Source organism: Catenovulum agarivorans DS-2, assembly GCF_000568405.1.
Lineage (GTDB): Bacteria > Pseudomonadota > Gammaproteobacteria > Enterobacterales > Alteromonadaceae > Catenovulum > Catenovulum agarivorans_A.
The window spans coordinates 1-847 of sequence record NZ_ARZY01000101.1 but is presented as its reverse complement, the minus strand read 5'-3'; the positions used below and the strand labels follow the sequence as shown (position 1 = coordinate 847).

Annotated in this window: 1 protein-coding gene; it reads right to left on the bottom strand. The window is 37.1% G+C overall.

Annotated features, from left to right (window positions below; all coding sequences use genetic code 11):
• Nucleotides 1–809: IS982 family transposase (locus DS2_RS19375; RefSeq protein WP_035016738.1), on the bottom strand; the 809-nt coding region annotated here is incomplete at its 3' end.
• Nucleotides 810–847 lie beyond the last annotated feature (38 nt).

Sequence of the window (847 nt, the reverse complement as noted above, 5' to 3'; positions counted from 1 at the left end):
ATTAATCCGCCAAGTAGGTTTAGCATGAAGCCATGTATACTGCGGTGTCTGGAGTGTTCGATGTAAGAAATATTTTTGAGTTGGTCATTCACTGTTTCAATAATAAATCGTCTTTTCAACAGAGCTCTATCCCACAGTGAAATGAATTTCTTTTTCATATTTTTGCGAATTGTAGTAATCAACTCTATTCCCTTATCAAATAATTCACCTGCCAGCGCTTTACTTATGTAACCTTTGTCGCCATATAGTTTGCCAAACACATTATTGGTCATATCTGGAAGAGGGGCTCTGTCATCAACATTTCCCTCTGTTAATTTTAAAGACACAATTTCACCTAAGTGGTTGATTATAATGTGTAGTTTGAAGCCATATGACCAACCCATTGTGCCTTTCCCATGTTTTGCATATCCTTCAAATACACGATTTCTAGGAGCTCGCATGATATGGCATACTTCAATTTTGGTTGAATCGACAAATTGAATACCTGTTGGTTTTGCAAACTTAGACGTTAAATATGCAGACATTGGCACCACCACGCTTGAAGTCATACCCAAAAAGCGAGTGTAACTTAGTAGCTTTGGAAAACATGACGTAAGTTGCTTTTGTACATACAACAGGTAATAACTTTTAAAGTCTCGAAAGCGTGACTGATGGAAGTGGATAAGAATAGTCATAATCTCCGCAGGGCTTAAATTACAGGCTCTACGACGTTTTCTTTCTCCTGATTCTAGTAATGTTTTATGCCATTGCTCAATAAATTGCTTGCAGAAATCATCGACATCGCAAAAGGTTTCAATTAACTTATCCATGCCCAATCCTTATATGATTCATTGTTTTTGGTCGAATG